The organism is Pseudomonas sp. IPO3778, assembly GCF_013386825.1.
GTDB lineage: Bacteria > Pseudomonadota > Gammaproteobacteria > Pseudomonadales > Pseudomonadaceae > Aquipseudomonas.
The window spans coordinates 36,898-63,301 of the sequence record NZ_JACARC010000007.1 but is presented as its reverse complement, the minus strand read 5'-3'; the positions used below and the strand labels follow the sequence as shown (position 1 = coordinate 63,301).

At 61.3% G+C, this 26,404-nt stretch carries 25 protein-coding genes and 1 pseudogene; 18 read left to right on the top strand and 8 right to left on the bottom strand.

Annotated elements, in window-relative coordinates; translation table 11 throughout:
- Positions 1-133: 133 nt before the first annotated feature.
- Both HX855_RS01955 and HX855_RS01950 read right to left on the bottom strand, forming a co-directional pair.
- Entirely contained in the window at positions 134-1,309 is a 1,176-nt protein-coding gene (locus tag HX855_RS01955) for an aminotransferase class V-fold PLP-dependent enzyme (protein ID WP_177086472.1), read from the bottom strand.
- A 12-nt stretch (positions 1,310-1,321) separates the two neighbouring features.
- On the bottom strand, positions 1,322-1,558 hold the full coding sequence (locus tag HX855_RS01950) for a DUF3820 family protein (protein ID WP_003213031.1): 237 nt from the start codon (positions 1,556-1,558) through the stop codon (positions 1,322-1,324).
- A gap of 204 nt (positions 1,559-1,762) precedes the next feature.
- Here HX855_RS01950 and HX855_RS01945 point away from each other — a divergent pair, with 204 nt between their 5' ends.
- A complete protein-coding gene (locus HX855_RS01945; RefSeq protein WP_076015853.1) occupies positions 1,763-2,230 on the top strand; it encodes a PA2169 family four-helix-bundle protein in 468 nt (155 codons plus the stop codon).
- 54 nt (positions 2,231-2,284) lie between these two features.
- Here HX855_RS01945 and HX855_RS01940 read toward each other — a convergent pair whose 3' ends face one another.
- Both HX855_RS01940 and HX855_RS01935 read right to left on the bottom strand, forming a co-directional pair.
- Positions 2,285-2,755, bottom strand: coding sequence for a MaoC family dehydratase (locus tag HX855_RS01940; protein ID WP_003213034.1), 471 nt, complete (start codon positions 2,753-2,755; stop codon positions 2,285-2,287).
- Between the two features lie 58 nt (positions 2,756-2,813).
- Positions 2,814-3,758 carry an alpha/beta hydrolase gene (locus HX855_RS01935; protein WP_177086470.1) on the bottom strand — a complete coding sequence of 315 codons (945 nt, stop codon included), beginning with the start codon at positions 3,756-3,758 and terminating at the stop codon, positions 2,814-2,816.
- Positions 3,759-3,967: 209 nt separating this feature from the next.
- Between HX855_RS01935 and fadD2 the strand changes: the two genes are divergently transcribed.
- Together fadD2 and fadD1 are read left to right on the top strand one after the other, a co-directional pair.
- The gene (fadD2, locus tag HX855_RS01930; protein ID WP_177086468.1) at positions 3,968-5,656 is read left to right on the top strand and encodes a long-chain-fatty-acid--CoA ligase FadD2; all 1,689 of its coding nucleotides are present in this window, start codon (positions 3,968-3,970) and stop codon (positions 5,654-5,656) included.
- Between the two features lie 380 nt (positions 5,657-6,036).
- Positions 6,037-7,728: a long-chain-fatty-acid--CoA ligase FadD1 gene (gene fadD1, locus HX855_RS01925; protein ID WP_177086467.1), complete on the top strand. Its 1,692-nt coding sequence runs from the start codon at positions 6,037-6,039 to the stop codon at positions 7,726-7,728.
- Positions 7,729-7,895: 167 nt separating this feature from the next.
- Here fadD1 and HX855_RS01920 read toward each other — a convergent pair whose 3' ends face one another.
- On the bottom strand, positions 7,896-8,273 hold the full coding sequence (locus HX855_RS01920) for a hypothetical protein (protein ID WP_003213043.1): 378 nt from the start codon (positions 8,271-8,273) through the stop codon (positions 7,896-7,898).
- A gap of 210 nt (positions 8,274-8,483) precedes the next feature.
- Between HX855_RS01920 and HX855_RS01915 the strand changes: the two genes are divergently transcribed.
- From HX855_RS01915 to def, 3 genes are all read left to right on the top strand, one after another.
- A complete protein-coding gene (locus HX855_RS01915; RefSeq protein WP_003213044.1) occupies positions 8,484-8,669 on the top strand; it encodes a CsbD family protein in 186 nt (61 codons plus the stop codon).
- Positions 8,670-8,851: 182 nt separating this feature from the next.
- Entirely contained in the window at positions 8,852-9,796 is a 945-nt protein-coding gene (locus HX855_RS01910) for a YihY/virulence factor BrkB family protein (protein WP_177086465.1), read from the top strand.
- Positions 9,797-9,799: 3 nt separating this feature from the next.
- A complete protein-coding gene (gene def, locus HX855_RS01905; RefSeq protein WP_177086463.1) occupies positions 9,800-10,339 on the top strand; it encodes a peptide deformylase in 540 nt (179 codons plus the stop codon).
- 133 nt (positions 10,340-10,472) lie between these two features.
- On the opposite strand, the gene HX855_RS01900 is transcribed toward def, so the two are convergent.
- Both HX855_RS01900 and HX855_RS01895 read right to left on the bottom strand, forming a co-directional pair.
- A complete protein-coding gene (locus HX855_RS01900) occupies positions 10,473-11,291 on the bottom strand; it encodes a class I SAM-dependent methyltransferase (RefSeq protein ID WP_177086461.1) in 819 nt (272 codons plus the stop codon).
- A gap of 60 nt (positions 11,292-11,351) precedes the next feature.
- Complete coding sequence (locus HX855_RS01895; RefSeq protein WP_177086459.1) at positions 11,352-11,789, bottom strand: GNAT family N-acetyltransferase; 438 nt, start codon at positions 11,787-11,789, stop codon at positions 11,352-11,354.
- Positions 11,790-12,124: 335 nt separating this feature from the next.
- Between HX855_RS01895 and HX855_RS01890 the strand changes: the two genes are divergently transcribed.
- The 9 genes from HX855_RS01890 (at position 12,125) to HX855_RS01850 (ending at position 23,200) form a co-directional block, all read left to right on the top strand.
- Positions 12,125-13,066, top strand: coding sequence for a fatty acid desaturase (locus HX855_RS01890; protein ID WP_177086457.1), 942 nt, complete (start codon positions 12,125-12,127; stop codon positions 13,064-13,066).
- A gap of 9 nt (positions 13,067-13,075) precedes the next feature.
- Positions 13,076-13,855 (top strand): phosphate/phosphite/phosphonate ABC transporter substrate-binding protein, encoded by a 780-nt coding sequence (locus tag HX855_RS01885; protein ID WP_177086455.1) that lies wholly within the window; start codon positions 13,076-13,078, stop codon positions 13,853-13,855.
- Between the two features lie 243 nt (positions 13,856-14,098).
- Positions 14,099-14,608 carry a sigma-70 family RNA polymerase sigma factor gene (locus HX855_RS01880; protein WP_177086453.1) on the top strand — a complete coding sequence of 170 codons (510 nt, stop codon included), beginning with the start codon at positions 14,099-14,101 and terminating at the stop codon, positions 14,606-14,608.
- On the top strand, positions 14,605-15,540 hold the full coding sequence (locus tag HX855_RS01875) for a FecR domain-containing protein (RefSeq protein ID WP_177086451.1): 936 nt from the start codon (positions 14,605-14,607) through the stop codon (positions 15,538-15,540). The genes HX855_RS01880 and HX855_RS01875 overlap by 4 nt, the downstream gene beginning before the upstream one ends.
- A gap of 283 nt (positions 15,541-15,823) precedes the next feature.
- The gene (locus HX855_RS01870; protein WP_177086449.1) at positions 15,824-18,463 is read left to right on the top strand and encodes a TonB-dependent receptor; all 2,640 of its coding nucleotides are present in this window, start codon (positions 15,824-15,826) and stop codon (positions 18,461-18,463) included.
- Between the two features lie 165 nt (positions 18,464-18,628).
- The gene (locus HX855_RS01865; protein WP_177086446.1) at positions 18,629-19,642 is read left to right on the top strand and encodes an ABC transporter substrate-binding protein; all 1,014 of its coding nucleotides are present in this window, start codon (positions 18,629-18,631) and stop codon (positions 19,640-19,642) included.
- Entirely contained in the window at positions 19,642-20,568 is a 927-nt protein-coding gene (locus HX855_RS01860) for an aliphatic sulfonate ABC transporter substrate-binding protein (RefSeq protein ID WP_177086444.1), read from the top strand. The genes HX855_RS01865 and HX855_RS01860 overlap by 1 nt, the downstream gene beginning before the upstream one ends.
- Before the next feature lie 236 nt (positions 20,569-20,804).
- On the top strand, positions 20,805-21,809 hold the full coding sequence (locus tag HX855_RS01855) for an ornithine cyclodeaminase family protein (RefSeq protein WP_177086442.1): 1,005 nt from the start codon (positions 20,805-20,807) through the stop codon (positions 21,807-21,809).
- Positions 21,806-23,200 (top strand): aromatic amino acid lyase, encoded by a 1,395-nt coding sequence (locus tag HX855_RS01850; RefSeq protein WP_177086440.1) that lies wholly within the window; start codon positions 21,806-21,808, stop codon positions 23,198-23,200. The genes HX855_RS01855 and HX855_RS01850 overlap by 4 nt, the downstream gene beginning before the upstream one ends.
- Before the next feature lie 107 nt (positions 23,201-23,307).
- Here the strand turns inward: HX855_RS01850 and gstA are convergent, their stop codons facing one another.
- Positions 23,308-23,910, bottom strand: coding sequence for a glutathione transferase GstA (gstA, locus tag HX855_RS01845; RefSeq protein ID WP_177086438.1), 603 nt, complete (start codon positions 23,908-23,910; stop codon positions 23,308-23,310).
- Positions 23,911-24,008: 98 nt separating this feature from the next.
- Here gstA and HX855_RS01840 point away from each other — a divergent pair, with 98 nt between their 5' ends.
- The 3 genes and pseudogenes from HX855_RS01840 (at position 24,009) to HX855_RS33740 (ending at position 26,365) form a co-directional block, all read left to right on the top strand.
- Positions 24,009-24,878: a LysR family transcriptional regulator gene (locus tag HX855_RS01840; protein WP_177086436.1), complete on the top strand. Its 870-nt coding sequence runs from the start codon at positions 24,009-24,011 to the stop codon at positions 24,876-24,878.
- A gap of 167 nt (positions 24,879-25,045) precedes the next feature.
- A pseudogene (locus HX855_RS33745) lies at positions 25,046-25,774 on the top strand (PAS domain-containing protein); the annotation flags it as partial.
- Between the two features lie 18 nt (positions 25,775-25,792).
- Positions 25,793-26,365, top strand: a complete 573-nt coding sequence (locus HX855_RS33740) for a methyl-accepting chemotaxis protein (RefSeq protein ID WP_371132976.1) — start codon at positions 25,793-25,795, stop codon at positions 26,363-26,365.
- Positions 26,366-26,404: the final 39 nt, after the last annotated feature.

The window sequence follows — 26,404 nt, the reverse complement described above, 5'->3', positions numbered from 1 at the left end:
ACCTAAATAACGGATATGTACTCAGTCAACCAGCCCAACAGAGCGTAGAGACTCAAGCTGCAATAGCCCTGTGTCCGCCAGTACATGGGCAACTGATCCGCCGCCATCGCAGTCAACCCAGCTCCCACAATTTCTAGCCCGCGCTCAACTCGGTGATAGCTTTGATCAGCACATGAATATCTGCCGCCGAAGTCAGAAAGCCTGGCGTCACCCGAATGCAACTGCCGAACGAAGCCCCGCTGCGAGTCGTCGTAAACAGGTCATATTCCTTGAGCAGCCGATCCGCCATCACCTGTTGATCCGCCTGATCAGTGAACTTGAATGACGTAATCGCGCAATACAGCCGTGGATCATCCGGCGTCAGCACTTCAATCCCCGGCAACTGGCGCACCTCGCTCACCCATAAGTCCCGCAGGTAGTTGAGCCGGGCACCCTTGGCCTTCGATCCGCCCAACAACCGATGCTCTTCGAACACCAGGGGCAAGGTCATCAGTGCCGGGAAATTCGGCGTGCTGTAGGGCGTACGCGCACGTACGTCGGTGGCCGGGTAGTGAAACTCACCCATGTCCGGATCAATGTCCGCCAACCGCTGCGGGTCGATGTAGATAAAGCCCAGGGTCAACGGCGCGCCAATCCACTTGTGCAGGTTGAAGCCGGCAAACGCGATGCCCAACTGCGCCAGGTTGAACTCGATCTGCCCCAGCGCATGGGCGCCATCCAGGATCACATCAATACCATGTTCTTTGGCAGCGGCGGCTATCGCCTCCACCGGCATGACCAGCCCGGTGCGGTGGGTCACGTAGGTCAGTGCCAGCAATTTCAGCCGAGGATAGCGCACGAACGCATCGCGATACGTCTGCACCAGGCTGTCGAAACTGGCTGGGTGTTCGTGGGCAATTTCAATCACCTCCACCCCACGGTTCTGCGCCAGCCAGCGCATGGCGCCCTTGACGGTGTCGTACTCCAGGTCGCTGATCAGCACCTGGTCGCCGGGCTGCAAGCGGTTGTAGTTGCGGATCAGCGACTGCAGCGCATCCGAGGCACAGCGGGTGAGGGCGACGGCTTCGGGATCGGCGTCCAGCAACTGTGCCAATTGGTTACGAATCTCGAGGTTTTCGCCCTGCTCGAAACGCTGGCGCACATGGATCGAATTGCTGCGATTGATGAAGGCTACGTGGTCCTGATACTGCTCCAGTACCGCGCGGCTCATGCGCCCGAAGTAACCGTTTTCCAGGTTTATCGGGCCGGGCTCCAGGTCGTAGCGCTGGGCGATGGCGTGCCAGTGGTGTTCGTCGCGGGTACTGTCCATGTGCGTGCTCTATTAATGACGAGGGGCGGGCTTGCCGTGTTTGGCGCGTAGGGGTTCCAGCAGTTCGGATAAGCCGTTGTGGTCGATTTCCTGCATCAGGGCCAGCAACCCACCCAGCTCGCCGTGGGGGAAACCTTCACGGGCAAACCAGTTCAAGTAGGGGCCAGGCAGGTCGGCGATGATCCGGCCCTTGTACTTGCCGAAGGGCATTTCGCGGGTGATCAGCAGTTCAAGTTTTTCAGGGTTCATGGGCTTCAGGTGGTTGAGTCGATACGTTGGAAAATACAGGCATTCTGCATGGAGGCCAAATGACAGATCATGCAAATAAAGCGGATACAGATTTGTGCTTAAAATATAACTTATTGAAATATAAGGGTTAAATTGTTCTTAAAAACCTGGCACGGGCGCTGCAATTACTAAGACACGTTACTTAACCCGCGAAGGAATTGAAAAATGACTGACATCAACAAAGAATCGATCTCCGTACTCAATGACCTGATCGAGACCAGCAAAGACGGCCAGGAAGGCTTCAAGACCTGCGCAGAAGACATCAAGCATCCAGAACTCAAAGCCCTGTTTGCCAAACGTTCCGTTGATTGCGCCACCGCCGCTGCTGAACTGCAGACCGCCGTTAAAGCCCTGGGTGGCGATCCGGAAAAATCCGGCAGCGTTGCCGGTGCCTTGCACCGTGGCTGGGTCGACGTGAAGTCGATGGTCACCGGTAAAGACGAAGAGGCTGTGCTGAATGAAGCCGAGCGCGGTGAAGACCATGCCCTGAAGGCTTATAAGGAAGCGATCGAGAAGATCAACAAGCACAACCTGCTGGGCATTCGTGACCTGGTAGAGCGCCAGTTCCACGGCGCACAGCGTAACCACGACCAGGTGAAAGCCCTGCGTAACCAGGCGCGCGCTCAGTCTTGAGCCCCACCTGAATAAGAAAACCCCGCAGATGCGGGGTTTTTTATGCGCGTTGGTTTAACCGATGCTGATGGCTGGCAGCTCGGTCAGGGTCACGGTCTGCTGCTTGCGCGGTGCCAGGATCTCGGCTTCACCGTCAACCACCAACTCATCGCGCTGGTTGAAGACACGGGTGGCGATGCGCACGCGGAATTTAGGCAGCTTCTCCAGAATTTCCAGACGCACGGTCAGGGTGTCGCCGATTTTTACCGGCTTCTGGAAGGTCATTTGCTGGCCAATGTAGATCGTGCCGGGCCCAGGCAGCTCACACGCCACTGCCGCACTGATCAGGGCGCCGCTGAACATGCCGTGGGCAATGCGCTCCTTGAACATGGTCGCCTTGGCGAATTCGGCGTCCAGGTGCACCGGGTTGTGGTCGCCGGACATCGCGGCGAACAACTGGATATCGCGCTCTTCGACAGTCTTGCTGTAGCTGGCGGTCTGGCCGACTTCGAGGGCTTCGTAAGGCGTGTTGGTAACCTGGGTCATCTGATGGTGCATCCTGTGGCTAATCGATAGTCTTAATATATTGATTTTAAACGAAAAATCATTCGCATCGGGTCGGCCGGCGCAGTTCTGTCGCCTGGGCCAGCCACGCCAGCACATCGGCTGTGACCGCGTCGCGGTTGGTTTCGTTGAATAATTCGTGGCGCGCCTGGGGGTAAATGCTCAGCTCCAGGTTCTGGCAGCCGGCTTCACGCAATGCGTTGGCCAGACTTTTGAGACGCTTGCCCTCACTGACCGGATCACATTCACCGCCCATTATCAGGATCGGCAGGCCCGGATCGATCTGAGCGAGATTGGACGCTTTGCTGATTTGCTGCAAGCCGCCGAGCAGGTCGATCCACAGCTGGTTGGTGCAGCGAAAGCCGCAGAGCGGGTCGCTGACATACTTGTCGACCTCGGCCGGGTCGCGGCTGAGCCAGTCGAAAGCGGTTCGATTGGGTTTAAACGCTTTGTTAAACGATCCAAACGACAAGAAATCAATCAGCGCACTGCGCCCGCGCAAACCCTGGCGCAGGCGTTCGACATGGGCAATCACCTTGGCCGCGCCGTACAGCGCCACCGGCTGGAAATTCGAACCGCTGAGAATCACCCCGTTGAGGCTGGCGCTGTGGTGCAGCAGGTACGCCTGGGCAATGTAGCTGCCCATGCTGTGGCCCAGCAGGATGATCGGCACCCCGGGCGCCTGCTGGCCGATGTGCTGGTTGAGGCTCGCCAGGTCGCCCACCACTTTGCTCCAGCCGTCTTTCTCGGCGAACAGCCCCAGCGTGCCCTCGTCGGCGGTACGCCCGTGGCCGCGCTGGTCGGGGGCATACAGGCCATAACCGGCCTCACACAGTGCCTGGGCCAGCCGTGCATAACGGCCACTGTGCTCGGCCATGCCGTGGGCCAGCATGATCAACGCCTTGGGCGGCCCGTCCGGCAGCCACTGGTTGACGTACACCCGACTGCGGTCATTCGCGGTCAGCCAGAAAGTGGTGTGGTTCATGGCGCTTCCTTTGCTCAGGGTCATTGCAGTGTATCGCTCATCCGCCGGGAGCCGCTGGATCAGCGCAAGCCGTGGCGGGGAGATTCACACAATCAATGACGCATCTTGTTGTATTTGCCTGATTGACCATAGCTGCTAACGTCCCCAAAGCTCCGCTTTCATCGCAGTATCAAAAGCGGCCGGACCACTCAGGTAAGAGGACAAGAATAATGCAACCTGATTTCTGGAATGACAAACGCGCGGCGGGGGTTCCCAACGACATCGACCTGAGCGCCTACAAGTCGGTGATCGAAGTCTTCGAGCGTTCCTGCAAGACCTTTGCCGATCGTCCGGCGTTCAGCAACATGGGGATCACCCTGACCTACGCCGAGCTGGACCGGCGCAGCGCAGCGTTCGCCGGTTACCTGCAATGGCACACCGACCTCAAGCCGGGCGACCGCATTGCGGTGCAGATGCCCAACGTCCTGCATTATCCGATTGCCGTGTTCGGTGCCCTGCGCGCCGGGCTGATCGTGGTCAACACCAACCCGTTGTACACCCCGCGGGAAATGCGCCACCAGTTCAAGGACGCCGGCATTCGCGCGCTGGTGTACCTGAACCTGTTTGGCTCGCGGGTTGAAGAAGTCAGCAAGGACACCGAGATCGAGTACCTGATCGAAGCGAAGATGGGCGACTTCATGCCCGCCGCCAAGGGGTGGCTGATCAACACCGTGGTCGACAAGGTCAAGAAGATGGTGCCGGCATACAGCCTGCCCCGGGCCATCTCCTTCAAGCGCGCCCTGAGCATGGGCGCCGGCCAGGCGCTCAACCGCCACCCGGTGACCCTCGACGACATCGCCGTGCTGCAATACACCGGTGGCACCACCGGCCTGGCCAAGGGGGCGATGCTGACCCACGGCAACCTGGTGGCCAACATGCAACAGGTGCGCGCCTGCATGTCGCAACTGGGGGACGACGGCCATCCGCTGATCAAGGAAGGGCAAGAGGTGATGGTCGCGCCGCTGCCGCTGTACCACATCTATGCCTTCACCGCGAATTGCATGTGCATGATGGTGTCGGGCAACCACAACGTGCTGATCACCAACCCCCGGGACATTGGCGGCTTTATCAAGGAGCTGAAAAAGTGGCGCTTCACCGGGCTGCTGGGGCTCAACACGCTGTTTGTGGCACTGATGGACCATCCGGATTTCAAGAGCCTGGACTTCTCCCACCTCAAGCTCACCAACTCCGGCGGCACCGCGCTGGTCAAGGCCACGGCCGAGCGCTGGCAGCAACTGACCGGCTGCGCGATTGGCGAAGGCTATGGCCTGACCGAGACCTCACCGGTGGCCAGTACCAACCCGTATGGCGGCAAATCGAAGCTGGGCACCGTAGGCATTCCAGTGCCGGGCACCGCGATGAAGATCATTGATGACAACGGTGCGGAGTTGCCGCTGGGCGAGCGGGGCGAGCTGTGCATCAAGGGCCCGCAAGTGATGAAGGGCTACTGGCAGCAGCCGGTGGCGACCGCCGAGACCCTGGACGCCGAAGGCTGGCTCAAGACCGGCGACATCGCCGTGATCGACCCGGACGGTTTTGTGCGCATCGTGGATCGCAAGAAGGATTTGATCATCGTCTCGGGCTTCAACGTGTACCCCAACGAGATCGAAGACGTGGTGATGGCGCACCCGGCCGTGGCCAGTTGCGCCGTGATCGGCGTGCCGGACGACCGCACCGGCGAGGCGGTGAAGCTGTTTGTGGTGGCCCGTGCCCAGGGCGTGAGCCTTGAAGAGCTCAAGACCTACTGCAAGGCCAACTTCACCGGCTACAAGGTGCCCAAGCACATTGTGTTGCGCGAGTCGTTGCCGATGACGCCAGTGGGCAAGATCTTGCGGCGCGAGCTTCGCGACATCGCCTGATTTGGAATAGGTTCAAAAATGTGGGAGCTGGCTTGCCTGCGATTGCGGTGTATCAGTCATCAGATGTATTGGCTGACGAACCGCAATCGCAGGCAAGCCAGCTCCCACATTGTTTTTTTAGCCCTGTAGACCCCATTCCAGAGCCTTTCTGCGGCTTATAGAATCTTTGCTCTAAAAATGACCATTAGATATTCTTGAGTCATGTTTATGACCGTAGGGGCCGCTTTTGGCTCTAGGCGGCCTTTGGCAAAGCTGCTACTCTCGGCGCGCTTTGTGACCTCTTGGCCTGCTTTTAACTGCCAGACTCACCCAAAAAACAAACAAATAATAATCGCATCAAATGCGATGAATGAATTCGCGTCGCTGAGGAGTGGGCTTCCATGATCGAAGACTTTTGGAAGGATAAGTACCCCGCCGGGATTGCTGCAGAAATCAATCCAGACGAGTATCCGAATATTCAGGCGGTACTGAAACAGTCCTGCCAGCGCTTCGCCAACAAACCGGCTTTCAGCAACCTGGGCAAGACACTCACCTACGGTGAACTGTACGAACTGTCCGGCGCGTTTGCCGCGTACCTGCAACAGCATACCGACTTGCAGCCCGGTGATCGAATCGCCGTGCAACTGCCCAACGTCCTGCAATACCCGGTTGCTGTGTTCGGCGCCATCCGTGCCGGCCTGATCGTGGTCAACACCAACCCGCTGTACACCGCGCGGGAAATGGAACACCAATTCAACGACTCCGGTGCCAAGGCCCTGGTCTGCCTGGCCAACATGGCGCACCTGGCTGAAAAAGTCGTGCCCAAGACCGCCGTCAAGCACGTGATCGTCACCGAAGTCGCCGACCTGTTGCCACCGCTCAAGCGCCTGCTGATCAACAGCGTCATCAAGTACGTGAAGAAGATGGTCCCGGCGTACCACTTGCCCAAGGCGATCAAGTTCAACGACGTCTTGGCCAAGGGCCATGGCCAGCCGGTCAACGAAGTCAGCCCCGCCAGCAACGACGTGGCCGTGCTGCAATACACCGGCGGTACCACGGGCGTGGCCAAGGGCGCGATGCTGACCCACCGCAACCTCGTCGCCAACATGCTGCAATGCAAGGCGCTGATGGGCTCCAACCTCAATGAAGGCTGCGAAATCCTGATCACCCCGTTGCCGCTGTACCACATCTATGCCTTCACCTTTCATTGCATGGCGATGATGCTGATCGGCAACCACAACATCCTGATCAGCAACCCGCGCGACCTGTCGGCGATGGTCAAGGAACTGTCGAAGTGGAAGTTCAGCGGTTTTGTCGGCCTGAACACCCTGTTTGTAGCACTGTGCAACAACGACGCCTTCCGCAAGCTGGATTTCTCGGCGCTGAAAGTCACCCTGTCGGGCGGCATGGCCCTGCAACTGGCGGCGGCCGAACGCTGGAAAGACGTCACCGGCTGCGCGATCTGCGAAGGTTACGGCATGACCGAAACCAGCCCGGTGGCCACTGTGAACCCTATCCAGCATATCCAGGTTGGCACCATCGGCATTCCGGTGCCGTCGACCCTGTGCAAGGTCATCACCGATGACGGCGTCGAACTGGCGCTGGGTGAAGTGGGCGAGCTGTGCGTCAAGGGCCCGCAAGTGATGAAGGGCTACTGGCAGCGCGAAGACGCCACCGCCGAGATCCTCGACAGCGAAGGCTGGCTGAAGACCGGTGACATCGCGATCATCCAGCCGGATGGCTACATGCGTATTGTCGACCGCAAGAAGGACATGATTCTGGTCTCCGGTTTCAACGTCTACCCCAACGAGCTGGAAGACGTGCTGGCGACCCTGCCGGGCGTGCTGCAATGTGCGGCTATCGGTGTGCCGGATGAGAAGTCCGGGGAGCACATCAAGATCTTCATCGTGGCCAAGCCGGGTGCCACCCTGACCAAAGACCAGGTGATGGAGCACATGCGCGCCAACGTCACCGGCTACAAGGTGCCCAAGGCCGTGGAATTCCGCGATGCGCTGCCCACCACTAACGTCGGCAAGATTCTGCGCCGTGAACTGCGGGATGAAGAGCTGAAGAAGGCGGGTTTGAAGAAGTAACCGGCCTAAAAAAAAGCCCCGCAGATGCGGGGCTTTTTATTGAACGCTGATCCCGCCACTTGAAATGCAGTCCAAATGTGGGAGCTGGCTTGCCTGCGATAGCGGTGGGCCAGTCAAAGCAGTGTTAGCTGACCCACCGCTATCGCAGGCAAGCCAGCTCCCACAGGTTACAGTGCGAACTGCGCAAAGCTCACACCGGCGCCCGCCGGGCGTACATCCTTGAGGAACGAATCCTTGTCGGCACTCAGCTCCAGGGTGATCTCCGGCTTGCGCTTGCCCGCATTGCGCACCACCAAACCTTCGAGCTTCTCGCGCAAAAACACCGTCGGCACTTTCAAGTGCAGCAACTGGTCGCTTTCAGCGTTGTGCATCAACAAGTGAATCCACTCGTACTGGCCCACGGCAATCCGCCCCACCGGCAGGTCGAACCACCAGATGTTGCGTTTGCGGTCCAGGTCGGTGAAGTGGCAGTTGTTGACGCCGAGTACGGCACCGCCCAGTTCCTGGTTTCTGCGGGCGATGGCCTGTGCTTTATTGAGTTTCATAACCTTCCTACGGGATCTGTTATCCGGCGCTTGCGCCTGGATGTGCCCGGCATTCTCGTGGGTTGGCCGCAAAACATAAAGCCAAACCTGCGGCGGGTGCGTAAATGTGCGATGAAATGCCGGGCAAAAATAATTGAAACTCTCCGGAACGGCCAAGGGTCAACGATTACGTAGTGACCAAAATCCTTGATTGTTCCCAGGAGAAATACCATGAGTAGCACATCGGATAAGGCAAAAGGTTTAGCGAACGAAGCCGTCGGCAACATCAAGCAAGGTGTCGGCAAAGTCACCGGCAATGACAAATTGCGGGCTGAAGGCGTGGTTCAGGAAAAGAAAGGCGAAGTGCAAAAAGCCGTCGGCGACACCAAAGATGCGGTAAAGAAAGCGGTCAAATAGTCCCGACCTGGCTGACTGCAACCCAGCAGCCCGACGGCCATCCACGGATGGCCGTTTTTGTGTCACCTGCAGTGATTAAAGTTTGGAAATTGTTTCAAGGTCGCCAAATGGGCTACCTTGATGTAGAAAACGGCCCCTGAGTCGCCCACGAACTCAACCTTTTTGCGGCGAAAGGAGACGCTATGATTTTTCCGGTATTACAAGGCCTGCCCCTGCACAAAGTGCTGGTGCGCACCGTCAAAGAGTTCGTCGATGACGAGATGCCTACGTACGCCTCGGCACTGGCCTACCAGATGCTGTTCTCGCTGTTTCCCTTCCTGCTGTTCCTGATTGCCCTGATCGGTTTCCTGCACCTGCCTGACTTCTTCACCTGGCTGCGCATGCAATCGGAACTGGTGTTGCCGCCCCAGGCCCTGGAGCAGGTCAACCCGGTGATCGACCAGTTGCAGCAATCCAAGGGTGGCCTGCTGTCGGTGGGTATCGTGATTGCGCTGTACACCGCTTCGGCGGGCGTGCGCCTGATGATGAGCGCGATGAACGCCGCCTACGATGTGGTGGAAGGCCGGCCGATCTGGAAGCGTTTCCCGCTGTCGGTGTTCTACACCATCGGCATCGCCGGCATGCTGCTGGCCGCCGCCGCCTTGATGGTGCTGGGGCCGCAGGTGATGGAATGGCTGGCAGGGCAGATCGGCATGCAGGAATTCGTGGTGACCTTGTGGACCATCCTGCGTTGGCCGCTGATCGTGATCCTGTTGATGTTCGCCGTGGCCTTGATGTACTACGTGATGCCCGATGTGAAGCAGAAGTTTCGCTTTATCACCCCGGGTTCGGTCCTGGCGGTGGTGGTCTGGATCATCGCTTCCCTGGGGTTTGGCTATTACGTCAAAACCTTTGCCGACTACAACGCCATGTATGGCAGTATCGGCGCGATCATTGTGTTGCTGTTGTACTTCTACATTTCGGCCGCCGTGCTGTTGCTGGGGGCGGAGATGAACGCGGTGATTGAACACATGTCGGCCGAAGGCAAGGATCCAGGTGAAAAAGACTTTGGCGAGCACGACGAAAAACAGCATGTTTCCGGCCTTGGCCGGGACCCTTCCCTCAAGCCCACTACCGACGAAGTCTGATCGATGATCCGTGAAATCCTGAAAATGGGCGATGAGCGCCTGCTGCGTGTTGCCCCACCGGTTCCGCCGGAGATGTTCGACAGCCCCGAGCTGTGGCAGTTGATTGATGACATGTTCCAGACCATGGAGCACGTGGGCGGTGTTGGCCTGGCTGCGCCGCAGGTGGGTGTGGACCTGCAACTGGTGATCTTCGGTTTCGAGAGCAGCGAACGCTACCCGGACGCGCCCGCCGTGCCCCAGACCATCCTGATCAACCCGCTGATCACGCCGCTCAGCCCGGTGCTGGAAGAGGGCTATGAAGGTTGCCTGTCGGTGCCTGGCTTGCGTGGGGCGGTGGATCGTTACCAGCAGATCCGCTACGAAGGCTTCGACCCCAAGGGCGAGCCGATTGTGCGGATTGCCGAAGGCTTTCACGCGCGGGTGGTACAGCACGAGTGCGATCACCTGATCGGCCGGCTGTACCCGTCGCGGATTACCGATTTCAGCAAGTTCGGGTTTATCGAAGTGATGTTCCCGGACATGGATCCCACCGCGGACGAATAACCCTCAAGCAAAACACAAATCAAAATGTGGGAGCTGGCTTGCCTGCGATAGCATCACCGCGATGTAACTGATACACCGAGGTGCCTGCATCGCAGGCAAGCCAGCTCCCACATTTAGGCCATGTTCATTCAGCTTATTTAGCGGGTTTTACAAACCGCAACGTCATCCGGTCCGACTCGCCAATCGCCACATACTTGGCCTTGTCCTTCTCCCCCAACGTCAACGCCGGCGGCAAGGTCCAGACCCCGTCCGGGTAGTCCTTGGTGTCTTTCGGGTTGGCATTCACCTCGCTCTGCCCCTCAAGCTTGAACCCAGCGTCGGTGGCCAGTTTCACCACATAAGCCGTGGTCAGGTAACCGCTGTGCTTGATGTCTTCCAGCGACGCCCCGTCCTTGGCCCGGTGGTCTACCACCCCCAGGGTGCCACCCGGTTTCAACACCTTGAAGAACGCTTCGAACATCGCCGGCGCGGTGTCCGCCATCACCCAGTTATGCACGTTGCGAAAGGTCAGCACCGTGTCGGCCGAGCCTGGCTTGCCCAGCACGGGCGCCTTGGGGTCGAACTCGGCGAAGCCGGCCTTGGCGTAATGCGCCGGGTCTGCGGCGAATTTCTTCTTCAGGTTTTCTTCTGATGTACGCGCGTAGGCGCTGCTGCTCGGCGCTTGCACGGCGGCGATGTAATGGCCGTTGTCCTTGAGCAGCGGCGCCAGCACTTCGCTGTACCAGCCGCCACCCGGGGTGATTTCGATCAGGGTCTGGTTGGGCCGCAGGCCAAAGAACTCCAGGGTCTGCTGCGGATGACGATAAACATCGCGCGCGCTGTTCGCAGGCTGGCGCCAACTGCCGGCGAGCACGGTTGCATACTGTTCGGCGGAAACCGGGGCTTCGGCTGCCTGGCTCAAGGCCGGGGCGAGGAGGGCTGCAAGGGATAAGGCTGCAAGGGTCGCTTTCATGATCATCCTGGTAATGGGCCGCTGTATCGCCGAGGCTAGCATGGGGCCCGCAACCGCTGATCACTCATTATTGAAGGTCGACCTCACCAACGGTTCTAAGCCCATGGCGATCATGGGCTTGTTGCGTTTGTAGCGCACCAGGCGCTCGGACAAGGACTGCGGCAGCAGCGTGTCCTGGGTAAAGCCGAGGCGCTGGTAAAAGCCTTCCAGCTCCGGGTGGCACAGCAGCCACACCGTGCCGTCGACGCTGGCGACCGAGGCCCGGATAAGCCGTGCTGCCTGCCCTTGGCCGCGCAACGCCGGGTCCACAAACAGCCCGGTCAGCCATTGCCCGCCCACCACCGGCGTCAGGCACAGGCCGGCGACAATCTCGCTGCCTTTGGCCACCCACAACTGGCCGCCCTTGAGGGCCTTCATGGGTGAGTTGTGGCGGCGGTAAAACTTGTTCAGCAGCGGCCATAAAGGCTCTGCCAGTCGATCGATGTGCAACTCGGGCATGGTTTTCAAACACGCAGGTTCTGGGGCTGCGGATTATAAGTCGGGCAAAGCGCCTTCTGTTGGGCAATAGGTGGTATACCCAGTGTTACATCCCCTGTAAGTGGAGCACGCATCATGGCCAAAGGTCTGAATTCCAAGAAAGCTGACAAGAAGAAGCCGGCAAAGACCGCCGATGAAAAACGCGCTGACAAAAAGGCCAAGAAAACCGACGGCAATCTGTTCGGTCACTAAGGTTCTAAGCTCAGCACCAAACGATCTGCAAGATTTTCCCGCCTCATCGCACAGAGCAGGATGAAGCCGACTTTTTCGTCGGCCACGCCTGCCCTGAGCTGCCGATGTCCAACTACCTTGATGAAACCCACAGCTTCGAAATCGAAGCCCTGGCCCGCACGTTTACCGCCCGCACCGAGTGGCCGACCTGGCTGTTGCTGATCGGGGTGTATGCCAGCTGGTTCGCCGTAATGCTTGGCAGCCATTGGCTCGGCCTGTGGCTGAGTACCGCGCTGCTGATCCCGATCGTGGCGTTGTGGATGTCCCTGCAACACGAACTCCTGCACGGCCATCCCACCCGTTTCACGGCCCTGAACAAAGTCCTCGGCTACGCGCCTTTCGCCGTCTGGTATCCCTATACCCTGTATCGCAACTGCCACCTGGTGCACCACAACGATGAAGACCTGACGGTGCCCGGTGTCGACCCGGAAAGCCGCTACTTGAACCAGCGGCAGTGGGACGCCAGTTCCCTGTTCGAGCGCACGTTGCACTGGCTGACCAAGACCGTCCTCGGGCGCTTCCTGCTGGGTTCGCCCCTGGCGCTGTGGAAGCTGGCGCGCAACGAGTTCAGGCGCCTGCGCCAGGGCCAGCGCCAGGCGTGGTTGATGTGGCTGAGCCATGGCACCGTGACCGTGCTGATGCTGACCTTCATCGCCCACTGCAGCGCACTGCCGGTGTGGCACTACGTGGCGCTGGTCAGCGTGCCGGCCTTGTCGGTGGCGGCGATCCGTTCCTACTATGAACACCGCCCGCACCCACAACCGGAGCAGCGCACGGTGCTTAACGAAGCCGCCTGGCCGTGGACCTGGCTGTTCCTCAACAACAACCTGCACCTGGTGCACCACGATTTGCCGAAGCTGCCGTGGTTTTTGCTGCCCACCGTCTACCGCGCACGCCGCGAACAATGGGTGGCGCGCAGCGGCGGGTTCCTGGTGCAGGGTTACGGCCAGTTGATCGGCCGCCACGGGCTCAAGGCCATCGACAGTCCACGGCACCCCTTTGCTTGAGAGACGACCATGAGTGACCGCTACGCCGAATTGCAGATGTACGTGGCGCCGCAGCCGGTGCAACAGGCCAACGAGCGTTGGCTTGCGCACATCCTGGAGCGCCTCGGCGCGACCCGCCGCACTGCCGAGCACCTCGACCTGCGCAGCCTGTGGCGCGCCCCCGAATTGCTGCTGACGCAAACCTGCGGCTACCCGCTGATGACCGAGCTGCGCGGGCACGTCCAGGTGATCGGCCGCCCGCGCTACGAACTGCCCCACAGCAGCGGCGGCCAGCATTGCAGCCTGTTGCTGACCCGCGATGACAATCCACGCAGCGGCTTGGCCGACTTTTACGACAGCCGTGGCGTGATCAATGGCCACGACTCCAACAGCGGCATGAACCTGCTGCGCGAACGCCTGGCGCCGTTGCAGCAGGGCGGCCGGTTCTTTGCCGAGGTCGGCATCAGTGGCGCCCATCGCGAAAGCCTGCGCTGGCTGCGGGAAGACCGCGCCGACCTTGCCGCCATCGACAGTGTGACCTTCGACTACCTCGCCCGTTTTGCGCCGGAGGAAGTGGCCGGGTTGCGGCTCGTCACCCGCAGTGCGCCGAGCCCGACCCTGCCCTACATCAGCGCGCTGGGCTCAAGTGAAGCCCTGCGTGAGACGATGAACCTGGCCTTGCAGGACTTGCCCGACGTGGTTGAAATCCTCGGCGTACACGAAGTGCTGCCCGCCACCGAAGCTGATTACCAGCTGCTGCTGGATTACCGACAACAGGCCGAAGCCCTGGGTTACCCAAAGCTCCAATGATCGTTCCCACGCTCCGCGTGGGAATGCACCCTGTGACGCTCTGCGTCACGACTTCACCGCAGACGCGGAGCGTCCAGGGCGGCATTCCCTCGCTGAGCGTGGGAATGATCTGTTACGTAGAAGATAAGAACTATAAGTTATATAAAAATGCATTTTAAATATTATTAAAGAATAAGAAGCCTTGCTAGGATCGCTCCACCGGAACACCGGACATAACGTGCAACCTACTCAGATGGAGCCACTATGTCCGGCGCCGACACTTCTCACCGCGACTACGTGGGCGGATTATTCCGCAGTCATTACGACTGGCTGTGCAGCCGTTTGCACCGCCATCTCGATTCCCGTGCCCACGCCGAAGACATCGCCGCCGACACCTTCGTCCAGCTCCTGAGTTCCCCGGGCGTGGCACCGATTCGCCAGCCGCGCGCCTTGCTCACCACCATCGCCCAGCGCCTGATGTACCAACTGTGGCGCCGCCGTGACCTGGAGCGCGCGTACCTCGACGCCCTGGACGAGGACGAAACCTCGCCCGCGCCATCCCCTGAAGACCTGGCGCAAATGCTCGAAGCCCTGCAGGCCATCGACCAGTTGCTCGACGGCTTGCCGGCCAAGGTCAAGGCGACCTTTCTGCTGTCCCAACTCAATGGCCTGACCTACCCGGAGATCGCGGTGGAACTGGGCATCTCCCAACGCTCGGTCAGCGACTACATGACCCGCGCCGTCAACCGCTGCCTGCGGCTGTGCCTGGAATGAGCGACGAACTGATCGACAGCGCCACCCGCTGGGTGGTGTTGCTGCGCTCCGGCGAGGCCAGCGCCGCCGACTGGCAGCGCTACCACCAATGGCGCGCCGAAGACCCGCGCCACGAGGCGTTGTGCCAACAGCTGGAAACCCGCCTCGGCGTGTTTCAGATTCCACAGGCCCAAGGCGTCAGCGGCAAGGTGTTGCAACAGGCACTGGACGCGCCTTCCAGCCGTCGCACCGTGTTGCGCGGCGCCCTGGTCGGCGCTGGTCTGATGCTGGGCGCCGGTTGGCTGGCCCGGCCGGTGGTGGAGGATTTGACCGCCGACATTCGCACCGGCACCGGCGAACGGCGCACCGTGAAATTGGCCGATGGCAGCGAGTTACTGCTCAACGCCCGCAGTGCCGCCGACATTCAATTCGACCTGCAACGCCGGGTGGTGCGCCTGCGCGACGGCGAGTTGCTAGCGAAGATTGCCGGGGACAGCCGCCGGCCGTTTTTCATCCAGACCGACCTGGCCCGACTGCATGCCTTTGGCAATCGCCTGTTGCTGCGCGAGCGCGAAGGGCAGGGCCATGTGGTAGCGCTCAATGGCGCCCTGGAGATCGACGGCCAGAACGGCGAGCGCCTGCAACTGGAGGCCGGGCACGAGGTGACTTACGACCGCTTCGGCTTCGGCCCGGTGCTGGCCAGTTCGTCGGGGGCGACGGCGTGGATCGACGGCTTCCTGCAAGTGCGTGATCGCCCGCTGGTGGAGGTGATTGATGCGCTGCGCCCGTATCACGACGGCGTGCTGCGCCTTGATCCGGCGGTGGCGGGTTTGCGGGTCAGCGGCCTGTACCGCCTCGACAACCCCGACCAGATCCTCGACACCCTGGCCCGCACCCTGCCGATCCATATCATCCGCCGGACCGGGTTGTGGGTGACCGTCAGTGCAGCCTGAAAACCACCAAAAATCCTGTGTGAGCCCCGTTCAATGTGGGAGCTGTCGAGCCCCGGCGAGGCTGCGATGGGATCGACTCGGTATCCCTCATGTACCGAGTTGTTTGCATCGCAGGCAAGCCAGCTCCCACATTGATTGGGTTTTTACCCTGGAAATTGCATCGTTTCTGGTCGGTTCTAACGACATAACCAAACGATCTGCAAGTTTTGCCCTGGCCATCCCACATCACTCCCGTAGGCGCTGCGGGGAGCAGCGCCCAGGAGTTTCCTTGGGGGGAGCCAACGTGAGCCCATTCAACAGTACACCGCTTCGAACCTTTGCCCTGGTGCCGTTGGCCAGCCTGTTCCTGGCGTTCGCGGCCAGCGCCGAAGACGCGCGGCAGGTCTACCACATCGCGCCCGGCCCGCTGGACGAAGTGCTGCTGAACATCAGCCGCCAGAGCGGCCAGGTGATTTCGTTCACGCCGCAGCTGGGCAACTATTCCTCGGCGCGGGTCGACGGTTCGCTGTCAGCGCAACAGGCGGTAGACGCCGCGCTCAAGGGCACCGGCCTGCAAGTCCAGGTCAGCCCGGACGGTGCATTCATCATCAAGGAAGGCGCCAAAGTCGCGCCTGCCAGCAACAGCATCAAGGCGCAAACCGCCGAAGCCCAGGCGCCGACCCTCGACCGCGTCGTCGCCATCGGCACCCGTCGCAGCGACGCCACGGCCCTGACCAGCAGCGCGCCGGTGGATGTGATCAACGCTGAAGAACTCAAGCAGACCGGCGCCACCAGCCTCAACCAGGCGCTGTTCCAGTTGCTGCCGTCGTTCAACTTTCCACAGAACAACAGCGCCACCCGTGGCCAGGACCCGAAAGGTGCCTCCTTGCGCGGCCTGTCACCCGACCAGACCCTGGTGCTGATCAACGGCAAGCGCCGGCACACCTCGGCGGTGGTGAATATTTCCGGTGGCGTGCCGTTCATTGGCGCGCAGCCGGTGGACCTGGACATGATCCCCATCAGCGCCATCGACCATGTCGAAGTGCTGCGCGATGGTGCCTCGGCGCAGTACGGGTCTGACGCGGTGGCCGGTGTGGTCAACATCGTGCTCAAGGAGCGCGACAGCGGCGGCGGCATCAACACCCAACTGGGCAAATACGCCCAGGGCGACGGCTTCAGCAAAACCACCGACGGCTGGTACGGCATCGGCTTGCCGGGGGACGGCTTCCTGACCCTGAGCTTCAACACCCTGAACAACAAACCCGATGATATCGGCGACAAATACGTCGCCGACGGCCAGGTACAAGACCCGCGCTGGGGCGGTGCCGGGCGCGACAAATACAACCTGGCGGCCAACGCCGAAATCGGCCTGAACGACCAGTGGCGCCTCTACAGCTTCGCCACGTTCGGCCAGGACACGTCGGTGAACAACACGCCGCCGCTATTGGCCAGCAGCCCGAACAACGTCGCCGGGATTTACCCCAACGGCACCATTCCGAAATACCGCTATCGCTATGAGGACGGCGCCATCACCGTCGGCACCCGCTACGAAGACGAGAGCATCGGCCGCTTCGACCTGAGCGCTACCTATGGCCGCGACGAGCACGACGAACTGGCCTTCAACACCGTCAACCCGAGCTATGGCCTGAACAGCCCGACCAAATTCAACGTCGCCACCCTGGTCAACGACCAGACCAACATCACCCTGGATTACGCCAAGGATCTGGACGTCGACTGGTCGAGCCATCCGCTCACCGTGTCGGCGGGCGTGGCCTACCGGCATGAACAATATCGGCTGGAGGCGGGCGACTACGATTCCTACTCCTATGGCGGCATCGATGGTGTGCAGGTGGGCGCGGTGCAGGCTTCGGGCCTGACGCCGGACGACGCCGGTACCTTCAAGCGTGACGTGGGCGGCGTGTACTTCGGCCTGGAAAACCAGGTCACCGACAAGCTCCAGGTCGGTATTGCCGGGCGTACCGAGCACTACTCGGACTTCGGGTCGGCCACCACCGGCAAGCTCTCGGCGCGCTATGACTTCACCCCGAAAGTCGGCCTGCGGGCCACGGTCAACAACGCCTACCACGCCCCCAGCCTGGGCCAGATCGGCACCTCCTGGACCACCACCACCAACCTCGACGCCAACGGCAACCCGGTGCTGACCCGCATGCTGCCGGCCGACAACCCGGCCGCCCGCGCCCTGGGCGCCCAGCCGCTGAAACCCGAGAAGTCCACCAACTACTCCCTGGGCCTGGTGCTGCGCCCCACCGAGCAGGCCTCGCTGACCATCGACGCCTATCAGATTTCGATTCGTGACCGCCTGCTGTTCAGCGGCGGCATTTCCGGGCCGCTGGCCGAGCAGATCCTCAAGGATGCCGGCTACGGCCAGTACTCCTGGGCGCAGTTCATGACCAACGCCGCCGACACCCGCACCCGTGGCGTCGACATCGTGGGCAAGTACAACCTGGACCTTGAACAGTTCGGCAACCTGAACCTGTCGGCGGGCTACACCAAGGCCCGCACCACCATCGAGAAAATCCACGAAAACCCCAACGGCTTCGAAGTGCTGACCCGTGAATCCCGAGGCTTCCTGGAGCACGGTTACCCGGAAGACAAGCTGGTGTTTGGCGCGGTCCACAAACTCAACCAATGGACCATCGCCCTCAACGAAACCCGTTACGGCCAGTACCGCAAATATGCGTCCAGCGAAGCCAACGCCCAGTACGACCAAACCTTCAGCGCGCAATGGACCACCGACCTGGACGTGAACTACGCCTTCACCAAACAACTGCGGGTGTCGGTGGGCGTGAACAACCTGTTCGACAGCAAACCTGACGACTACAACACCCGTTTGCGCCAGACCCCGGGCCAGCAATACAGCTACCTGTCGCCGACGGCGCCGGAAGGGGCGTTTTACTACACGCGGCTCAGTTATGACTTTTAAACCCTGATCTTGAAGGGTGTGGAGATCAAATGTGGGAGCTGGCTTGCCTGCGATGCAGACACCTCGGTTTTTCAGGCAGACCGAGGTGATGCAATCGCAGGCAAGCCAGCTCCCACACTGACGCTGCCCACTTTGGACCTGTTTTGAATCTCCAAGAGGCTACTCATGAGAACACTAAAAAACCTGCTCGGTGGCTCGCTACTGGCACTGACCGTCCTGGCACAATCCGCCACGGCCGCCGAACCCGTCAAACCGATCCACTTCGGTGACATCACCTGGGAAAGCGGCAGCCTGATCACCGAAGTGCTGCGCCTGATCGTCGAGAAAGGCTACGGCCTGCCCACCGACACCTTGCCCGGCAGCACCGTGAGCCTGGAGGCCGCCCTGGCCAAGGATGATATCCAGGTGATCGGCGAAGAATGGGCCGGGCGCAGTCCGGCCTGGGTCAAGGCTGAAAGCGAAGGCAAAGTGTTCGGCCTGGGCGACACCGTCAAAGGCGCCACCGAAGGTTGGTGGGTGCCGGAATACGTGATCAAGGGCGACGCCGAGCGGGGTATCAAACCCTTGGCCCCGGAGCTTAAATCCGTGGCTGACCTGGTCCGCTACAAAGACGTGTTCCGTGACCCCGAAGACCCGACCCGCGGGCGCTTTCTCAACAGCCCCACCGGCTGGACCTCGGAGATCGTCAACAGCCAGAAACTCAAGGCTTATGGCCTGACCGACACCTTCGTCAACTTTCGCACCGGTTCCGGCGCGGCGCTGGATGCCGAGGTGGCTTCGTCGATCCGTCGCGGCAAGCCGGTGCTGTTCTACTACTGGTCGCCGACGCCCCTGCTGGGACGCTTCAAGCTGATCAAACTGGAAGAACCACCGTTCAACGCCGACGCCTGGAAGACCCTGGCCGACGCCAACAACCCGCACCCCATCGGCACCCGTTCGATGCCGGCGCACCTGGCGATTGGCGTGTCGGCGCCGTTCAAGGCGCAGTACCCGCAACTGGTGACGTTCTTTGAGAAGGTCGACCTGCCGATTGACCTGCTCAACGGCATCCTCGCGCAAATGGCCGAGAAGCGCACCGCGCCGCGCCAAGTGGCCGAAGCGTTCCTGAAAGAACAACCGCAGGTCTGGCAGCAATGGGTGCCGGCGGACGTTGCGGCCAAGGTCAAGGAGAGTCTCTGATGCGCACGCTCATCGCAGCAACACTGTTGGCGCTGTGCGCCGGGCCTTTGTTGGCGGCAGAGCCGGCCACCCTGCGTGTCGGCTACCAGAAAAGTTCGGTGAGCATGGTGCTCGCCCGTGAGCATCACCTGTTCGAACAAGGGCTGCCGGGCACCAAGGTCGAGTGGATCGAATTCCTCGGCGGGCCGCCGCTGATCGAAGCCTTGAACGGCGGCAGCATCGACATCGGCAATATCGGCGACATCCCGCCGATCTTCGCCCAGGCCGCCGGGATCGACATGCAGTACATCGGCGTCGAGCCCAATGACGGCCGTACCGAAGCCATCCTGCTGCCCAAGGACAGCGCCGTGAACAGCGTGGCGGAACTCAAGGGCAAGCGCGTGGCACTGCTCAAGGGCTCCAGCGCCCACAACCTGTTCCTCAAAAGCCTGCTGCGTGCCGGCTTGCAGTGGAAGGATGTGAACGTGGTGTACCTGTCGCCTTCCGACGGCCGCGCCGCGTTTGAACAAGGCAAGGTCGACGCCTGGGTGGTGTGGGACCCGTACTACTCGGCGGCCGTGGTGGACGGGTCGGCGAAGGTGCTGGGGGATGGCCAGGGGCTGAACCCGGCGGGCAGTTTCTTCATCGCCAGCGGGCCGTTCGCCAAGCAACACCCGCAGGCGGTTGCCGCGATTCTCAAGGTGTTTGCCCAGGCCCAACGGTTGTCTTTGGACCAGCATGACGAAAGCGTTGCGCTGATGGCCAAGACCCTGGGCTTGCCGCCGGCGGTGGTGGAAAGCTACTTCAAGCACCGCTCGCCGACGCCGAGCCGGCCCTTGAACGCGACAGACATCGCCACCCAACAAGGCACGGCTGACGCGTTTTTTGCCAACGGCCTTATTCCGAAAAAGGTCGATGTGCAGCAAGTCGTGTTCAAGGCCCCATAACTTTTCGGGTATGCGAGTACCCCAGTGGCGAGGGAGCTTCTGTGGCGAGGGGGCTTGTCCCCCGTTGGGCTGCGAAGCAGCCCTGCAACCTGCCAACCCGCTCTGTCTGAAAAAGTTCGGCGATCTTATTGGGGCCGCTTCGCGGCCCAACGGGGGACAAGCCCCCTCGCCACAACGAGCCTTCCGGCCACAAGAAAAATCTCAAGGTCCCTTCGTAACCCATCAGTGAGCAGACCATGCAACCGATCTACATCGACTTTCTCAACGGCCTGGACATCGACGAACTGGCCCTGACCAACGACGAAATCCTCAACGCCATCGAAGCCAGCCTGGCCATCCAGGGCCGCAGCGAGGCGGTGATCGAGCCGCGCATGCACCTGATTCCCGGCGGCGACATCAACGGTCACTTCAACGTGCTGCGGGGTGTACTGGGCGGCGCAATCGGCTACGCCGGGGTCAAGGTGGTGGGAGACTTCGTCGACAACTACCGCAAGGGCCTGCCCTCGGAGCTGGCGATTCTCAACCTGTTGGACCCGGCCACCGGCATCCCCAAAGCCATCCTCGACGCCTCGGCAATCACCGACATGCGCACCGGCGCGGTCACCGCCATCGGCGCCAAATACCTGGCCCGGCCCGACAGTAAAATCCTCGCGCACATCGGCGCCCGTGGCACCGCCTATTGGAACGTGCGCTTGCTGGACCACCTGTTCGACTTCGACGAGATCCGCGTGCATTCGCGCCGCAGCGAAAGCCGCGAAGCCTTCGCCGAACGCCTGCGCCGCGACCTCGGCAAGCCGGTGACGGTTACCGACGATTGGGAGTCCACAGTGCGCGGCGCCGACATCGTGGTCGAGGCCTCGCGCCTGGATCAGCCCCAACCCTTGCTGCATACCGAGTGGATCAAACCCGGCGCGTTCGTCGTGCCCTACGGCACCATGAGCGCGGTGGAATTGTCGTTGACCGACATCATGCACAAGCGGGTGGTGGACGATTGGGGCCAGTGCAAAAGCGGCATGTTTGGCGCATTGCGCGCCCATGTCGACGCCGGAACACTCAGCGCCGAGACCTTGCATGCCGAGTTGGGGCAGATCGTGGCCGGCTTGAAAACCGGTCGGGAATCTCCTGAGGAAACCATCCTGTTCTGGCACCGTGGGTTAAGCCTCAGCGATATCGCCCTGGGCCATGCGCTGCTGGAAAAATCCAAACGCCTCGGGATCGGCCAGCGGCTGCGCTGGGCATGATTCACTTCGATCCCCGTGGTTTGACGATTGAGGCGTTACTGTTGATCGCCCGGCAAGACGCACCGGCGGACTTCAGTGATGCCGCCCGCCAGCGTCTCGACGAAGGGCATCAACTGTTGCTACGGCTGGTGGCGCAAGGCACCCCGATTTACGGCGTGACCACCGGCCTCGGTGCGGCGGTGGATACGCCGGTGGCGCCCGTGCAAGCCAGCATTCCCCTGGGACGTGCGGTGGGCGTGGGGCGCCTGGCCAATCGTCAGGAAATACGCGGGATCACCGCCGCCCGTCTGGCCGGGTTGGCCCAGGGGCGTTCCGGGATTTCGCCGGGGGCAGCCCAGGCGCTGCTGGATTTGCTCAATTCGGGGGCTGAACCCGAAGTGCCATTGCTCGGGTCGTTGGGCGAGAGCGACCTGGCACCGCTGGCGCATTTGAGCCTTGCGCTCCGCGTGCCACTGACGGGCAAGGATGGCCTGGCGCTGGTGTCCGCCAATTCCGCCAGTATCGGCCTTGGCGCCTTGCTGGTGGCCGAGGCTGAGCGTGCCTTGCAGGCCGTGCTGGCGGCGCTGGCGCTGTCGTGTGAAGGCTATCGGGCCAACCTCAGCCCGTTCCAGCCGTGGGCTTCGCGGTTGCGTCCGGCGCCGGGGCAAAGCGAGCAATCAGCAGCGCTATTGGGGTTGCTGGCGAGCGGTGAATTGGCCGACAACCCGCGCCGGCTGCAGGACCCGCTGAGCTTTCGCTGTGCCACGGTGGTTCAGGGCGCGGCGCAACAGGCGGCGCAGCAATTGCGCGAGCTGATCGAACTGGAGCTGGCCAGCGGTGCGGACAATCCGGCGTTGATCAGCGAACAGGCCCTGGTGCTGGCCACGGCGAATTTCGACAGCACGCACCTCGCGCTGGCGGCTGAAGGGTTGGGGCTGGCGCTGAGCCGCGTGGCGGTGTGCAGCGCCGAGCGGATTGCCAAGCTGCTGTCGCCGGCCTCCAGTGAACTGCCGCGCTTTCTGATCAACCAGCCGGGGCACGTGGGCATGGCCGCGTTGCAGCGCACCAGTTCGGCGTTGGTGGCGCAGATCGGGCATTTGGCCAATCCGGTCCCGGCGGTGACTGTGCCGGTGGCCGATCGCGTGGAAGACTATGCGGGGCAGGCGCTCGCGGTCATAGAGAAAACCCGGCAGCTGGTGCAGCAGGTGGTGTGGCTGGGCAGCATTGAGCTGATCGTGGCGGCGCAGGCGGTGGACCTGCGGGGCACCGTTCAACTGGGGGAGGGCACCCGGTGGATTCACCAGGCGGTGCGCAGCCAGGTGGCGCACCTGGATCAGGATCGTTCGGGGTCGGTGGATGTGTTGGCGTTAAGTGCATTCATCGAAAACGATGGCTTGAACGCCATTCTCTAAAACAATGAAGCTCAAATGTGGGAGCGGGCTTGCCTGCTATAGCGGTGTTGGATTCACCATCGCTATCGCAGGCAAGCCAGCTCCCACATTTTTGAGCGCATTTCAGGTCATGGATTTTCGGCCGCCAACGCGGCAATCACCGCCGGCCGCTCACCGACCCGCTGTTGAAACTTCGCCAGCGCCGGCCACTGCTGCAAATCGATATCAAAGAACCCCGCCCAACGCAGCACCACAAACAGGTACGCGTCTGCCACCGAGTACTGCGCGCCCAGCAGGTAATCTTGACGCTCCAGCGCCTGCACCAGAATCGCAAAACGCTTGAACAATGTGGCCTTGAACAGTGCCTTCACCTCAGCGGGGATCGCGTCCTTGAACAACACCCCCAGCCCGCCATGAATCTCGCTGGACACAAAGTTCAGCCACTCCTGCAAACGCACCCGCTCCCAACTGCCATTGGCCGGTGCCAGGCCCGCCGCCGGCACTTGGTCGGCCAGGTATTGCAGGAGGGCGGCGCTTTCGGTCAGCACCTCGCCGTTGTCCAGTTGCAGTGCCGCCACATAGCCCTTGGGGTTGATCAACAGGAAATCGTCACCGTCAGCGGTGATCTTTTTCTGGTTGTCGACGCGGATCAATTCAAACGGCAGGGCCAATTCCCGCAGCACGATATGAGAGGCGAGGGAACAGGCATTCGGGGAAAAATACAGCTTCATCGGGGCAACTCCGCAGGACAGTTGCCTTCAGTCTCGTGGGCGTGGCACCGTAGGTAAAATTAATCTTTCAGAATCCTGCCATAAGGACAGCTACTGCCATGATGAACCTGATGCACTGGCGCCTGTTGGTGGCCGTGGCGGACAACGGCAGTATCACCGCCGCCTCCGAGCGGGTGGGCATGACCCAGTCCGCCGCCAGCCAGGCGATGGCGGCCATGGAGGCCAACCTGGGGGCGCAACTGTTTGTGCGCGAGGCGCGCCAGACCTTGCCCACCGCCCTGGGCCTGCAAGTGATCGAGCAGGCGCGGGTGATGCTGGGGGCCTTGCAGGCGATTCGTACCACCGTGGACGAAGCGCGGCCCATGCTGCGTGGGACGATTCGCATCGCCAGCTTCCCCATGGTGCTGGCGGTGTTTCTGCCGCCGCTGCTGCGGCGGTTCAACCAGCTTTACCCGGGCATCGAGGTCACGGCCCTGGAAGTCACGGACGATGAAGTGAACACCTTGCTGGATGCGAACCTGATCGACCTGGGTGTGGTGCTCAACCCGCCGTCGGAGCGCAATGCCGCGGTGCTGGGGCGCGATAACTGGGTGGCGGTGTTGCCGATGGCGCACGCGTTTTCCCGGCGTCCGGCGCAGGCCACGGTGACGCTGGAAGAACTGGTGCAGCAACCGTTCGTGCTCGCCACCGGCGGCTGCACCGTCAATGCTCGCAGCCTGGCGCAGGAAGCCGGCCTGGTGTTGCGCGAGGTACGGGTGGAGGTGCGGGAGTGGAACAGCGCCTTCAGCCTGGTGCGCGAAGGCGTGGGCGTAACCCTGGTGCCCGAAATGACGGTGCCGGCCCAGCGCCATGGCCTGCGCATCATGCCGCTGGCGGAACCGGTGCACCGCGAGTTTGCCTTGGTGACATCACGCCACCAACCCCCGTCCGCTGCCGTTCATGCGTTGTTAAAAATGCTGGCTGACTAGTGGCCTTGCATAGCGCCAACGCGTGTCTATGCTCACCCAGAACCGTTGATGATGCTCGGCATATAAAGCGTTTCGGATAGGTTTCCCGATAAAGGTCTGTGATCAAGATTCAAACCGTGAATGGAATGCGCCCACTCGGGCGTCGGCAAAATAAAGGGTGATCCGACATGTTCAACCGCCAACACAAATCCGACCTGCTGGAAATCGAACGTTTCTCCTGCGCCCTCACCGAAGCCAAGGCCAAGTTGGCCGCCATCAGCCGTTCCATGGCAATGATCGAGTTTGATCGCGACGGCATCGTGCTGGATGCCAATGAAAATTTCTGCAAGACCATGGGCTACAGCGCCGAAGAAATTCGCGGCAAGCACCATCGGATTTTCTGCGAGGAGGCCTACACCCACACCGAGGCCTACGCCAAGCTCTGGCGCGACCTGGCGCGGGGCGAGGCCCTCAGCGGCACCTTCATGCGCTTGAACAAACACGGCCAGGAAGTGTGGCTGGAAGCCAGCTACATGCCGGTGTTCGGTGCCGACAACCAGGTGCAGAGCGTGATCAAGGTGGCGTCGGACATCTCGGCGCGGATTCACCGCGAGCATGAAAACCAGAGCCTGATCGACGCCATTGGCCGCTCCATGGCGGTCATCGAATTCACCCCGCAAGGCCAGATCCTCAATGCCAACGATAACTTTCTGAAGACGGTGAAGTATTCCCTCAATGAAATCGTCGGCCAGCACCACAGCCTGTTCTGTCATCGCGGTGAGACCGAGTCGCCGGCCTATAAAGCCTTCTGGGCCTCCCTCAATCGTGGCGAGTACCACTCCCACCGGTTTGAGCGCAAAGACAAATACGGTCAGACGCTGTTTCTGGAGGCCTCCTACAACCCGATCTTCGATGCCAACGGGCGGCTGTACAAAGTGGTGAAGTTCGCCAGCGACATCACTGACCAGGTCACCACCTTGCGCACCGCTGCCGACTCGGCCCACGCCACCTCGGTGCAGAACGACGCCTGCGCCCGCAAGGGTTCGGAAGTGGTGCAGCAAACCGTGCAGATCATCGAAGAAATTTCCCGTGACCTTAACGAAGCCGCCGTGAGCATTGACGCGGTGAGCAAACAGTCGGACATCATCGGCACCATCGTCCAGACCATTCGCGGCATCGCCGACCAGACCAACCTGCTGGCGCTGAACGCCGCGATCGAAGCCGCCCGGGCGGGTGAGCATGGGCGCGGGTTTGCGGTGGTGGCGGATGAGGTGCGCAGTTTGGCGGCCCGTACCAGCCAGGCGACGATCGAGATTGTGGACGTGGTGCGCAAGAACCACGACTTGTCCATCAGCGCGGTGTCGAGCATGCAGTCGAGCTTGAGCCGCACGGGGCTTGGGGTGGAGTTGGCGAATGAGGCGGGGCAGGTGATCCTGGAGATTCAGGAAGGGTCACGGCATGTGGTGGATGCGATCAGTCAGTTCAACTCGACGCTACAACTGCAGTAACACACCGTTATGGCCGAGCAATAACCTGTGGCGAGGGAG

Bases quoted from the DNA above. Each gene is read 5' to 3' on its own strand.
- HX855_RS01955 (WP_177086472.1), bottom strand. From the start codon at position 1,309: ATGGACAGTACCCGCGACGAACACCACTGGCACGCCATCGCCCAGCGC.
- HX855_RS01950 (WP_003213031.1), bottom strand. From the start codon at position 1,558: ATGAACCCTGAAAAACTTGAACTGCTGATCACCCGCGAAATGCCCTTC.
- HX855_RS01945 (WP_076015853.1), top strand. From the start codon at position 1,763: ATGACTGACATCAACAAAGAATCGATCTCCGTACTCAATGACCTGATC.
- HX855_RS01940 (WP_003213034.1), bottom strand. From the start codon at position 2,755: ATGACCCAGGTTACCAACACGCCTTACGAAGCCCTCGAAGTCGGCCAG.
- HX855_RS01935 (WP_177086470.1), bottom strand. From the start codon at position 3,758: ATGAACCACACCACTTTCTGGCTGACCGCGAATGACCGCAGTCGGGTG.
- fadD2 (WP_177086468.1), top strand. From the start codon at position 3,968: ATGCAACCTGATTTCTGGAATGACAAACGCGCGGCGGGGGTTCCCAAC.
- fadD1 (WP_177086467.1), top strand. From the start codon at position 6,037: ATGATCGAAGACTTTTGGAAGGATAAGTACCCCGCCGGGATTGCTGCA.
- HX855_RS01920 (WP_003213043.1), bottom strand. From the start codon at position 8,273: ATGAAACTCAATAAAGCACAGGCCATCGCCCGCAGAAACCAGGAACTG.
- HX855_RS01915 (WP_003213044.1), top strand. From the start codon at position 8,484: ATGAGTAGCACATCGGATAAGGCAAAAGGTTTAGCGAACGAAGCCGTC.
- HX855_RS01910 (WP_177086465.1), top strand. From the start codon at position 8,852: ATGATTTTTCCGGTATTACAAGGCCTGCCCCTGCACAAAGTGCTGGTG.
- def (WP_177086463.1), top strand. From the start codon at position 9,800: ATGATCCGTGAAATCCTGAAAATGGGCGATGAGCGCCTGCTGCGTGTT.
- HX855_RS01900 (WP_177086461.1), bottom strand. From the start codon at position 11,291: ATGAAAGCGACCCTTGCAGCCTTATCCCTTGCAGCCCTCCTCGCCCCG.
- HX855_RS01895 (WP_177086459.1), bottom strand. From the start codon at position 11,789: ATGCCCGAGTTGCACATCGATCGACTGGCAGAGCCTTTATGGCCGCTG.
- HX855_RS01890 (WP_177086457.1), top strand. From the start codon at position 12,125: ATGTCCAACTACCTTGATGAAACCCACAGCTTCGAAATCGAAGCCCTG.
- HX855_RS01885 (WP_177086455.1), top strand. From the start codon at position 13,076: ATGAGTGACCGCTACGCCGAATTGCAGATGTACGTGGCGCCGCAGCCG.
- HX855_RS01880 (WP_177086453.1), top strand. From the start codon at position 14,099: ATGTCCGGCGCCGACACTTCTCACCGCGACTACGTGGGCGGATTATTC.
- HX855_RS01875 (WP_177086451.1), top strand. From the start codon at position 14,605: ATGAGCGACGAACTGATCGACAGCGCCACCCGCTGGGTGGTGTTGCTG.
- HX855_RS01865 (WP_177086446.1), top strand. From the start codon at position 18,629: ATGAGAACACTAAAAAACCTGCTCGGTGGCTCGCTACTGGCACTGACC.
- HX855_RS01860 (WP_177086444.1), top strand. From the start codon at position 19,642: ATGCGCACGCTCATCGCAGCAACACTGTTGGCGCTGTGCGCCGGGCCT.
- HX855_RS01855 (WP_177086442.1), top strand. From the start codon at position 20,805: ATGCAACCGATCTACATCGACTTTCTCAACGGCCTGGACATCGACGAA.
- HX855_RS01850 (WP_177086440.1), top strand. From the start codon at position 21,806: ATGATTCACTTCGATCCCCGTGGTTTGACGATTGAGGCGTTACTGTTG.
- gstA (WP_177086438.1), bottom strand. From the start codon at position 23,910: ATGAAGCTGTATTTTTCCCCGAATGCCTGTTCCCTCGCCTCTCATATC.
- HX855_RS01840 (WP_177086436.1), top strand. From the start codon at position 24,009: ATGATGAACCTGATGCACTGGCGCCTGTTGGTGGCCGTGGCGGACAAC.